The following is a 10,768-nucleotide window of genomic DNA, read 5'->3' as shown; positions in this document are numbered from 1 at the left end:
TCACCGGGGCTCCCCAGGGGTGGGTACGGCGGGCAGGACGGCCGATGGAGTGCTCAGCGGCGGCGGTTGGACAGCCGCGACGCCAACCCCTTCAGCTTCTGCTGGTTGGCGGGCTTGGCCATCTCGCGTCGACCGCGGTCGACCAACTGCTGCCCCTTGGGTGATCTGAGAAAAGCGCTGATCCGCTGCATCAGTGACATAACGTCCTCCTGTCGGTGTTCCCTTGGTCATGTGTACCCCGAACCCGCAACACATGTACCCGGGACGCGACAGGCTCAACCCTGACCGTCCATAGTGGCCGGTAGGTTACCGCCCGCTGGGCAGGATGGCGTCGACGACCCGGGTGGCCCGCCCCTCGTGCTGCTGGTAGTGCTCGGGGTACGCGGAGACCTGCACCGCCTGGGCCGCGTCGGTGAGGCGCATCTGCTGCCAGCCGGGCACCTGCTCGAGCGCGGTGAGGAACTGCCGGGTGGCGAACTCCGGGTCCATCAGGCGACCCACCGGGCCCCAGCCGCTGCTGGAACGCTGCTGGAACAGCCCGACCGAGTCGTGGTCCCAGCCGACGCCCTGGTGCGGGAAGTCCTGCGACTCGGGCAGCACGCCGCTGGCCACGTTGTACAGGTTGCTCTCCTGCATCGCGGTGGCGACCGCGATCACCAGGCCACGGCGGGGGACGCCCATCCCCCGGCCGGTACGGACGATCGCCTCGGCGTTTTCCATCTGGTCCTCGTCCAGCCCGGCGACAGGGGCCGGGTCGGTCGGCCGAGCCGGGGCGACCTTGCGGGCCCGCGGGCTGACGTCCGGGTCCGCGGTGGTCGCGACGGCGGACGGGGTGGCGGACGGGACGGCGGCACGATCGAGATCACGGGACGCGCGCTGCTGCTCGGCACGCTGCGCCAGCTCGGTGCTGCTGGCGGGATCGACCCGAGCCGCCGCACCGGCGGAGTCGTCGCGGACCTGCGCGACCGCGGCCAGGCCGAGGCAGCACACCACGCCTGCGGCGAGGGCCATCCGCGCCCGGCGTCGACCGGTCAGGTCCCGGGCGTACGCCCGGAGCCGACTCGCGGCGGTTGTCCATTCGGTTGAGGTGCCATCCTCCGTATCGGTAGTGGGGCTGCTCGGGGCGTACGGGTCGTCGAGGGTGCCGTCGTCACGCATCAACCGAGGCTAGGCAGGTGGATACGCCGATCACGCACGGTGATCACGTGGCGCTGGCCACAGATCGGGGGCGTCCTGGTGGACGACCCGGACGGCTCGACCCGCCCGGGGAACGTACCTCGCGTACCGGATGAAGCAGGCGGCGCACGCAGGCCGGCACGGCGGGCGACAGGCCGGGACATCGAACCCCGCGCACCGACATGATCGACAAACTCGGCCTTTGGGCCGAACCACCCCTCCACCGTTCGGGGGCACGGACCCACCTGGCAGCGGAATCGGGTGATTAGTCCGGTCGTGCCCAACCGGCGGGCGACGGATCGCCCGACGCAGGAATGCACCAGGATGGCGGGTACGTTGCCCGAACCGGGTGCCGTCCGTCGCGTCGGCGTCCGAGTAGGCACATTCCAGGGAGGTCCGCACCGGTGCTCGACCCACACGAGCTCTACCAGCTCACCGACGATCTGCCCGACCTCGGGCAACCGGTCCTGATCCAGGCCCTCACCGGGTTCGTGGACGCCGGCAACGCGAGCCGGCTGGCCCGCGAGCAGCTGCTCACCTCGTTGGAGGGCCGGCCGATCGCCACCTTCGACGTGGACCAACTCTTCGACTACCGCTCCCGCCGACCGGTGATGACCTTCGTCGAGGACCACTGGGAGAGCTTCGACGCCCCCAAGCTGGAGCTGCACCTGCTGCACGACGACGACGAGACCCCCTTCCTGCTGCTCACCGGCCCCGAGCCGGATTTGCAGTGGGAACGGTTCACCGCCGCCGTCGCCGGCCTCGCCGCCCGGCTGGACGTCCGGCTCACCGTCGGGCTCAACTCGATCCCGATGGCGGTGCCGCACACCCGGCCCACCGGCGTGACCGCCCACGCGACCCGGCCCGAGCTGATCGCCGGGTACGAGCCCTGGCTGCAACGCGTCCAGGTGCCCGGCAGCGTCGGTCACCTGCTGGAGTTCCGCCTCGGCGAGCAGGGCCGCGACGCGCTCGGCTTCGCCGCCCACGTGCCGCACTACGTGGCGCAGACCGAATACCCGGCCGCCGCCGAGGTGCTGCTCACCTCCGTGTCGCGCAGCACCGGCCTGCTGCTGCCCGGCGACGGGCTGCGCTCCGCCGCCGAGGTCGTCCGGGTGGAGATCGACCGGCAGGTCGCCCAGACCGAGGACGCCGCCGCGCTGGTCCAGGCCCTGGAGGAGCAGTACGACGCGTTCGCTCGGGGTCGCGGCGAGAAGAACCTGCTCGCCCCCGACGCCGGCCCCCTGCCCACCGCCGACGAACTCGGCGCGGAGCTGGAACGGTTCCTGGCCGAACAGACCCGTCCCGGCGACACCCCGGGCAGCTGACCCGGCGACGGGACGGCGGATACGGCAGGGTGGAGGCATGCGCCTGGCGACCTGGAACGTGAACTCGGTGAAGGCCCGGCTGCCCCGGCTGCTGGAGTGGCTGGCCGGCACCGGCCCGGACGTCGTCTGCCTCCAGGAGACCAAGTGCCCGGACGGCGCCTTCCCGGTCGCCGAGGTGGGCGAGCTGGGCTACACGGTGGCCAGCCACAGCGACGGCCGGTGGAACGGCGTCGCCATCCTGTCCCGGGTCGGTCTCGACGACGTCCGGGTCGGGTTCGCCGGCGAGCCCGGCTTCCCCGAGCCGGAGGCCCGGGCCATCTCCGCCACCTGCGACGGGGTGCGGGTCTGGTCGGTGTACGTGCCCAACGGGCGGACACCCGACGACCCGCACTACGCGTACAAGCTGGCCTGGTTCGCGGCCCTGCGCGACGCGTTGGACGCGGAACTGGCCGGTGGGCTGCCGCTGGTCGTCAGCGGCGACTTCAACGTCGCCCCGACCGACGCCGACGTCTGGGATCCGGCCGTCTTCACCCACTCCACCCACGTCACCCCGGCCGAGCGGGCGGCCCTCGCGGCACTGCGCGACCTCGGCCTCGACGACGTGGTGCCGACCCCGATGAAGGGGCCGCACCCGTTCACCTACTGGGACTACCGGGCCGGCATGTTCCACCAGAACAAGGGCATGCGGATCGACCTCGTGTACGCCTCCGCGCCGTTCGCCCGGGCGGTGCGCTCCGCGTACGTGGACCGGGAGGCCCGCAAGGGCAAGGGCCCCTCCGACCACGCCCCGATCGTGGTGGACGCGGACCTCGTCCCGGCGGTCGAGGCGTTCTGACCCGGCCCGCGCTGGCTAGGGTGGGCAGATGGCAGTCGTGAAGATCAACGCAATCGACGTTCCGCCGGGCGCCGGCGCCGAGCTGGAGAAGCGGTTCGCCGCGCGGGCCGGCACGGTGGAGAACTCCCCCGGCTTCCTCGGCTTCGAGCTGCTCCGGCCGGTGGCCGGCGAGACCCGCTACTTCGTCTACACGAAGTGGGAGAGCGAGGAGGCGTACCAGGCGTGGGCCGCCGGCCCGTCGCGCGCCGCGCACGCCGCCGCACCCGGCGACACGCCCCGCCCGCCGGTCTCCAGCGGCGCCAGCCTGCTGGAGTTCGAGGTGGCTCTGACCGTCCCCCAGCCCTAACCACCTCCCCCGCCGGCCGCTGAGACAGGGACGAGGCCCTGCCTCGACCCGAGAGTGCGCGGGCCTCGTGCTCGAACCTGGATCTGGTCCCCTCCGCGCAGCGCGAGGCCACTACATCCATGTTCGAGCACGACCAGGACCTCGGACGCCCGAGGACGCCGCACCACGGCCGAACCGCACCGGGCCGGACGTGTGCGTTGATAGCGTCGAAGCGGCCCGGGCGGTAGCCGGCCACCAGTCGCCCGACCGGCCACTCCGGGCCGCTCGCTCAGGGCGCATCCCAGGGTGCGGGGGTATTGCGGGGATGTTCGACGGATTCCAGGAATTCGACATCGACACGTCCGGCGCCCGGATCCACGGACGGCGCGGCGGCGACGGGCCACCCGTCCTGCTCCTGCACGGCATCCCCGAGACCCACCTCATGTGGCATCGGGTGGCACCGCGGCTCGCCGAGCACTTCACCGTCGTCGCCACCGACCTGCGGGGCTGGGGCGACGGCGGCACACCGCCGAGCACCGCGGACCATGAGCCGTACGGCATGCGGGCCATCGCCCGCGACCAGGTCGAGGTGATGCGGCGCCTGGGCCATGACCGGTTCCACCTCGTCGGCCACGATCGCGGCGCCCGCTGCGCCTACCGTCTGGCGTTGGACGAACCCGACGTCGTGACCCGGCTGGCCGTCCTGGACGTCGTCCCCATCGGTGACGTCTACAACCGCGCCGACAAGGCGTTCAGCCTCTCCTACTGGGTCTGGTCCTTCCTGGCGGCGCCGGCACCGGTGCCGGAACGGTTCATCGACGCGGCGCCCGCGGCGCTCGTCGACTTCATGCTCGACACCTGGCCCGAGGTGACGGACGCCTTCCCGCCCGAGGTGCGGGCCGCGTACGTCCGGCAGTTCAGCGACCCCGCCACGGTGCACGCGATCTGCGAGGAGTTTCGCGCGGCCGCGACGCTCGACCACCAGCAGGACGAGGCGGACCGGGGTAACCGGAGGATCGCCTGCCCGGTGCTGTTTCTCTGGAGCCAACGCGGTCAGGTCGCGAAGCTCTACGACGACCCGCTCGCGATCTGGCGGGAGTGGGCCGACGACGTACGCGGCGCACCCGTCCCGGTCGGGCATTTCATCCCGGAAGAGGCCCCCGACGAGACCACCCGGCAACTCCTGGGCTTCCTGACCTGACACTGCGCCGACCGACGCGCAGGCACCGACGGCTTGATCCACTCGGGATCGGCGAAACCGGGGTGTCCGGGTCGACCCGACACCCCGAGTTCAGTGATCCCGAGTCGATCAAAGCAGGACGGTGGCCGGGCCGGCTCAGGGCGTACGGGACGACTGGAGGCTGGCGAAGGCGATCACGTTGTCGGCGTAGCCGGTGCGGCCCCCGATGAACTGGCCGCCGCAGGTGATCAACCGCAGCCCGGGCGGCCCGTCGTGGCCGTAGATGCGTTCGGCGGGCAGCTGGTCCTTCGGGAAGTGCTCGACGGTGTCGACCCGGAACACCACCACCGACTTGTCCGCCCGGGCCACCTCGATCAGGTCGCCGGGCTTCAGCTTGCCCAGGTCGTAGAAGACCGACGGACCGGTCTTGGTGTCCACGTGCCCGACGATCACCGCCGGACCCGGCTCGCCGGGGGTGGGCCCCCGGTCGTACCAGCCGGTCTCGTTGTGCCGCTCCAACGGCGGTACGGCGATCGAGCCGTCCCGCGCCTGCCCGACGGGTGCCACCGGTGCGGCCACCTTGATCGTCGGGACCGTGAGGCGTACCGGTCGACTGGCCGACAACCCGACCGTCTCACTGCGGGCCGGCCGGTCACCGCCGGCCGGGGTCAGGTCGAACGGGCCGGCCGAGCGGCCCAGCCCCGCCCCGGTGGCGAAGACCCCCGCCAGCACCAGCACCACGGCCAACGGCACCGACCAGGGGCTACGGCCGGAGGGACGCCCGGACGGACGGCTGCGCCGGGGGGCGACGGCGGTCGGCGGTCGCGCGGCCACCGACGGGCGAGCGACCCCCGCCGGACGGTCGGCCACCGACCGGCGACCCGGATCCGGCGGGCCGTCGGAATCCGGCCAGCCGTCGTCCACGGGCAGGCGTACCCCATCGGGCGGTGGCGCGGGACGACCCTCAGCCGGCGGGCGTACCCCATCGGGCGGCGACCCGGGACGACCCGCAGCCGGCGGGCGGGAACCGGCCGGCGGCGGGGTGGGGTGAAAGATCTCCATGGCGGGCTCAGCGGCGGGCGGCGGCTCGGCGGGTTCGTGGCCGGCGTAGCGCCACCACGGCGAGGATCAGCCCGGTGATCGTCAACGCCGCGCCACCGGGGAGCAGCAGCTTGCCGGTCGTGCCGCCGGCGCCGCCGCCGAAGCCGGTGGCCGGGCCGCGACTCGGCTGCACCGGGACCTTCTTGACCACCTGGAGCATCGTCGAGGCGGTCTCGCCGTCGCGGCACTCCAGCTTGACCCGGTAGTTGCCGGGACGGGTGCGATCCCGCACCATCGGCGCGGCGGTGAGCAGGCCGTGCTGAGGCTGGACGCCGACCGCGCCGAAGGCGTCGGACACGACGGTGGCGCCGACCGAGTTGTCGCGGCAGCTGGCCCGGATCCCGACCAGGTAGCCGGGCTGGACCGTGCTGGGGCTCACCTCGACGAAGATGTCCACCGGAGGGTTGGGCTGCGGCGCGCCACTCGGCGAGCCGGGCTGCGGCGCGGCCGCCACCGGCACGGCGAGCGCGGGCGCGGGCGCGGGCAGCACAGCGGACGCGGGTGTGGCGGCCAGCAGGGGGCCGGCGAGGACGGTCAGCACCGACAGGGTCACGCCGCCGCGGGTCACTGTCACGATGCCCCCTCTCGACGCCGTGTGGGCGTGCCGGGCAGCGGACCGCCCGGCCTGCCGTACCAGTTGGATCCTCTCATTTCCGGTCGCACATCACATCCGATCCGCCGACGGCGTCGCGTACGCTCGGGTCGCTGTGACCGCCACCGACCATGACCCCGCCGTCCCGCCCGCGAGCCGGACGATCCGCACGTTCCACCCCCGAAGGGGCCGGATGAGCGGCCGGCAGACCGACGCGCTGGACCGGCTGTGGCCCCGCTACGGCCTGGACGTGTCGGACGAGCCCGTCGACCTGGCCGACCTGTTCGGTCGCCGAGCGCCCGTGGTGCTGGAGATCGGCTCGGGGATGGGCGACAGCACCGCCGTGATGGCCGCCGCTGACCCGGATCGAGATTATCTGGCGGTGGAGGTGCACACGCCGGGAATCGCGAACCTCCTCGACCTGGTGGACCGGGGCGGGCTGGGCAACGTCCGAGTGGCCCAGGGTGACGCGTTGGAGCTGGTCAGCGGCCTGCCCGAGGGCGTGCTGGACGCCGTACACGTCTATTTTCCCGACCCGTGGCCGAAGGCCCGCCACCACAAGCGGCGGATCATCCAGCCGTCGCACGTGGCGTTGTTGCGCTCCCGGCTGGCCCCCGGCGGCACGCTGCACTGCGCGACCGACTGGGCGGAGTACGCCGAGGCGATGCGGGAGACGCTGGACGCGGACCCGGAGCTGGTGGACGCGTACGGCGGCTTCGCGCCCCGTCCGGCGCACCGTCCGGTGACGAAGTTCGAACGGCGGGCGATCACCGCCGGCCGACCGGTGGCCGACCTGATCTACCGCCGCCGGTGACGAGCCGGCCCGGACGGGGGTCCGGCGGACGCCGGGTTGGCGTACCGGGGCATGATCCAGGCACCATGGACAGGCTATGACGCTCACCGCCGCGCTGCCGACAAGCGCCGACCCCGACACCCTCTTCGACGCGTTCGCCGGCTGGGCGAAGGAGCGCGGCCTCGACCTCTATCCCCATCAGGAGGAGGCGGTCATCGAGATCGTCTCCGGCGCCAACCTGATCATGAATACGCCCACCGGCTCGGGCAAGAGCCTGGTGGCGATCGCCGCGCACTTCGCGGCCCTCGCCGACAGCCGGACCACCTTCTACACCGCGCCGATCAAGGCACTGGTGTCGGAGAAGTTCTTCGCCCTGTGCGAGGTCTTCGGCGCCGAGAACGTCGGCATGCTGACCGGTGACGCCAGCGTCAACGCCGACGCCCCGATCATCTGCTGCACCGCGGAGATCCTGGCCAACCTGGCCCTGCGCGAGGGCGGCCGGGCCGACGTCGGCCAGGTGATCATGGATGAGTTCCACTTCTACGCCGAGCCCGACCGGGGCTGGGCCTGGCAGGTGCCGATCATCGAGCTGCCGCAGGCGCAGTTCATCCTGATGTCCGCCACCCTGGGGGACACCACCCGGTTCGTCGACGACCTCACCCGGCGCACCGGTCGGCCGACCGCCGTCGTGCGCTCGGCCGAGCGGCCCGTCCCGCTGATCTTCTCGTACGCGATGACGCCGCTGCACGAGACCCTCGAGGAGCTGCTGGAGACCAAGCAGGCCCCGGTGTACGTCGTGCACTTCACCCAGGCCGCCGCACTGGAACGCGCCCAGGCGCTGATGAGCGTCAACGTGTGCTCCCGCGCCGAGAAGGACATGATCGCCGAGGCGATCGGTGGGTTCCGGTTCACGTCCGGCTTCGGCAAGACGCTGTCCCGGCTGGTCCGGCACGGCATCGGTGTGCACCACGCCGGCATGCTGCCCAAGTACCGCCGACTGGTCGAGACCCTGGCCCAGGCCGGCCTACTCAAGGTCATCTGCGGCACCGACACCCTGGGCGTCGGCATCAACGTGCCGATCCGCACCGTGCTGTTCACCGGCCTGTCCAAGTACGACGGGGTCCGTACCCGCCTGCTGAAGAACCGCGAGTTCCACCAGATCGCCGGGCGGGCCGGTCGGGCCGGCTACGACACCATCGGTCGGGTCGTGGTGCAGGCACCCGAACACGTCATCGACAACGAGAAGGCCCTCGCCAAGGCCGGCGACGACCCGAAGAAGCGGCGCAAGGTGGTCCGCAAGAAGCCGCCAGAGGGGTCGATCGGCTGGGGCCAGCCCACCTTCGACCGGCTCGTCGACGCCGAGCCGGAGCCGCTGACCTCCAGCTTCCAGGTCAGCCACTCGATGCTGCTCAACGTCATCGGCCGGCCCGGCGACGCGTTCACCGCGATGCGCCACCTGCTCACCGACAACCACGAGGAGCCCGCCGCGCAACGCCGGCACATCCGCCGGGCCATCGCCATCTACCGCGCGCTGCGCGCCGGCGGGGTCGTCGAGGAGCTGCCCGAGCCGGACGAGACCGGTCGACGGATCCGGCTCACCGTCGACCTCCAGCTCGACTTCGCCCTCAACCAGCCACTCTCCCCCCTCGCCCTGGCCACCATCGAGCTGCTCGACGCCGAGTCCCCGTCGTACGCCCTCGACGTGCTGAGCGTCATCGAGTCGATCCTCGACGACCCCCGGCAGATCCTGTCCGCGCAGCAGTTCAAGGCCCGCGGCGAGGCGGTCGCCGCGATGAAGGCCGAGGGCATCGAGTACGAGGCCCGCCTCGAACTGCTCGACGAGGTGACCCACCCGAAGCCCCTCGCGGAGCTGCTGGAGGCCGCGTACGAGATGTACCGGCAGGGGCACCCCTGGGTCGCCGACCACCAGCTCTCCCCCAAGGCCGTCGTCCGCGACATGTACGAGCGGGCCATGACCTTCACCGAGTACGTGCAGTTCTACGGGCTCACCCGCTCCGAGGGCCTCGTCCTGCGCTACCTGGCCGACGCGTACAAGACGCTGCGCCAGACCGTGCCCGAGGACGCCAAGACCGAGGAGCTGATCGACCTCATCGAATGGCTGGGCGAGCTGGTCCGCCAGGTCGACTCCAGCCTCATCGACGAGTGGGAGCGGCTGCGCAACCCGTCCGACGTGGCCGAGGTGGCCCAGGCGCACGCCGCCCTGACCGACCGGCCGCCGGCGGTCACCCGCAACGCGCGGGCGTTCCGGGTGCTGGTGCGCAACGCCCTGTTCCGCCGGGTCGAGCTGGCGGCGCTGCGCCGCTGGGACCTGCTCGCCGAGCTGGACGCCGCCGACGGCTGGGACTACGACGCGTGGGCCGACGCCCTGGCACCCTACTTCGAGGAGTACGACTCGATCGGCGTCGGCCCGGACGCGCGCGGCCCGGCGCTGCTGATGATCGAGCAGGGTCGGGAGAGGTGGACCGTCCGGCAGAGCTTCGACGACCCCGACGGCGACCACGACTGGGGCATCAGCGCCGAGATCGACCTGGTCGCCTCGGACGAGATCGGCGCGGCGGTCGTCCGGATCACGGACGTCGGCCAGCTCTGACAGTCCTACCCGACAGGGGGTCGTCCGCAGTGCGGGCGGCCCCCTTTGTCGCGTCTTCCGCACCCCCGTTTTCGCTGGGCGATGTCAGAGGTGTCGATTAGAATGTATGTACTAATCGAGTTCCTGACCTGCAGGATTACGACTAGGGAGGACGCCCGTGACCGCTCCCGCCTCCACCCCTCTCACCCCCTACGCCACGCTGCTCGGCTTCACCCGCTACGTCGACCGCACCGGCCCCACCAAGGCGACGTTCGTGGGTGGGCTGCGCAAGCAACGCGCCAGCCGTTCCGGCTTCAACCCGCACGGCCAGTTCGTCAAGGCGCTCAAGGCCGACATCGCCTTCCACACCGGCGGCACCCACCTGACCGGCGTCGTCGACGTGGTCAAGCCACGCTGGCGTCCGCTCTACCAGGCCCTCGTCCCCGGCGCCACGGCCTGGCTGCACTCCCTCGGCGACCCGGCCGCCCTCGACCTGGCCCAGACCCGCGACGCCCTGGCCATGCTGGGCGACCTGCCCGTCAAGATCAACCCCCACTTCGGGGTACGCCACGCCGACGGCCGCGCCGAGGCGGTCCGGCTGCACTTCGACGAGACCCCACCGAGCGAGGAGTCGGTGCTCGCCACCCTGCACCTGATGGCCCGCCACATGGACGCGGTGCTCCCGCGGGCCGAGCCGGTCCTGGTCGACGTCCGCCGTGGCCAGGCGCACCACATGCCCTCCGACGCCAAACCCGAGCAGATCGAACGCTGGCTCGCCGGCGAAGCCGCCGCCTTCCGCGCCATCTGGTCCACCGCCGCCTAGCCCGCACACTCCAGCAGGGGGTTCCGCC

General features: G+C 72.2%; 11 protein-coding genes. 7 read left to right on the top strand and 4 right to left on the bottom strand.

All coding sequences use genetic code 11. From position 1 onward, the window contains the following. Positions 1 to 53: 53 nt before the first annotated feature. Together F8271_RS32630 and F8271_RS26780 are read right to left on the bottom strand one after the other, a co-directional pair. The gene (locus F8271_RS32630; protein WP_192580470.1) at positions 54 to 200 is read right to left on the bottom strand and encodes a hypothetical protein; all 147 of its coding nucleotides are present in this window, start codon (positions 198 to 200) and stop codon (positions 54 to 56) included. Between the two features lie 106 nt (positions 201 to 306). Then, the gene (locus F8271_RS26780; protein WP_151492632.1) at positions 307 to 1,158 is read right to left on the bottom strand and encodes a peptidase M23; all 852 of its coding nucleotides are present in this window, start codon (positions 1,156 to 1,158) and stop codon (positions 307 to 309) included. A 422-nt stretch (positions 1,159 to 1,580) separates the two neighbouring features. Here F8271_RS26780 and F8271_RS26775 point away from each other — a divergent pair, with 422 nt between their 5' ends. The 4 genes from F8271_RS26775 to F8271_RS26760 all read left to right on the top strand — a co-directional run bounded on the left by F8271_RS26775 (position 1,581) and on the right by F8271_RS26760 (position 4,862). Then, entirely contained in the window at positions 1,581 to 2,501 is a 921-nt protein-coding gene (locus F8271_RS26775; protein WP_151492631.1) for a proteasome assembly chaperone family protein, read from the top strand. A gap of 37 nt (positions 2,502 to 2,538) precedes the next feature. Continuing rightward, complete coding sequence (locus F8271_RS26770) at positions 2,539 to 3,336, top strand: exodeoxyribonuclease III (RefSeq protein WP_151492630.1); 798 nt, start codon at positions 2,539 to 2,541, stop codon at positions 3,334 to 3,336. Between the two features lie 28 nt (positions 3,337 to 3,364). After that, a complete protein-coding gene (locus F8271_RS26765) occupies positions 3,365 to 3,682 on the top strand; it encodes an antibiotic biosynthesis monooxygenase (RefSeq protein WP_151492629.1) in 318 nt (105 codons plus the stop codon). Between the two features lie 304 nt (positions 3,683 to 3,986). After that, on the top strand, positions 3,987 to 4,862 hold the full coding sequence (locus F8271_RS26760) for an alpha/beta fold hydrolase (protein ID WP_151492628.1): 876 nt from the start codon (positions 3,987 to 3,989) through the stop codon (positions 4,860 to 4,862). A gap of 135 nt (positions 4,863 to 4,997) precedes the next feature. Here the strand turns inward: F8271_RS26760 and F8271_RS26755 are convergent, their stop codons facing one another. Together F8271_RS26755 and F8271_RS26750 are read right to left on the bottom strand one after the other, a co-directional pair. After that, complete coding sequence (locus F8271_RS26755) at positions 4,998 to 5,675, bottom strand: class F sortase (protein ID WP_151492633.1); 678 nt, start codon at positions 5,673 to 5,675, stop codon at positions 4,998 to 5,000. A 235-nt stretch (positions 5,676 to 5,910) separates the two neighbouring features. Then, on the bottom strand, positions 5,911 to 6,519 hold the full coding sequence (locus F8271_RS26750) for a hypothetical protein (protein ID WP_151492627.1): 609 nt from the start codon (positions 6,517 to 6,519) through the stop codon (positions 5,911 to 5,913). A 130-nt stretch (positions 6,520 to 6,649) separates the two neighbouring features. Here F8271_RS26750 and trmB point away from each other — a divergent pair, with 130 nt between their 5' ends. From trmB to F8271_RS26735, 3 genes are all read left to right on the top strand, one after another. Beyond that, positions 6,650 to 7,348: a tRNA (guanosine(46)-N7)-methyltransferase TrmB gene (gene trmB / locus F8271_RS26745; RefSeq protein ID WP_151492626.1), complete on the top strand. Its 699-nt coding sequence runs from the start codon at positions 6,650 to 6,652 to the stop codon at positions 7,346 to 7,348. 76 nt (positions 7,349 to 7,424) lie between these two features. Further along, a complete protein-coding gene (locus F8271_RS26740) occupies positions 7,425 to 9,938 on the top strand; it encodes an RNA helicase (protein ID WP_151492625.1) in 2,514 nt (837 codons plus the stop codon). Positions 9,939 to 10,095: 157 nt separating this feature from the next. Further along, the gene (locus F8271_RS26735) at positions 10,096 to 10,740 is read left to right on the top strand and encodes a hypothetical protein (RefSeq protein ID WP_151492624.1); all 645 of its coding nucleotides are present in this window, start codon (positions 10,096 to 10,098) and stop codon (positions 10,738 to 10,740) included. Positions 10,741 to 10,768: the final 28 nt, after the last annotated feature.

This window comes from Micromonospora sp. ALFpr18c, assembly GCF_008868155.1.
In the GTDB taxonomy this organism is placed as follows: Bacteria; Actinomycetota; Actinomycetes; order Mycobacteriales; family Micromonosporaceae; genus Micromonospora.
The sequence above is the reverse complement of the archived record's forward strand: the minus strand, read 5'-3'. Positions and strand labels throughout refer to the sequence as shown.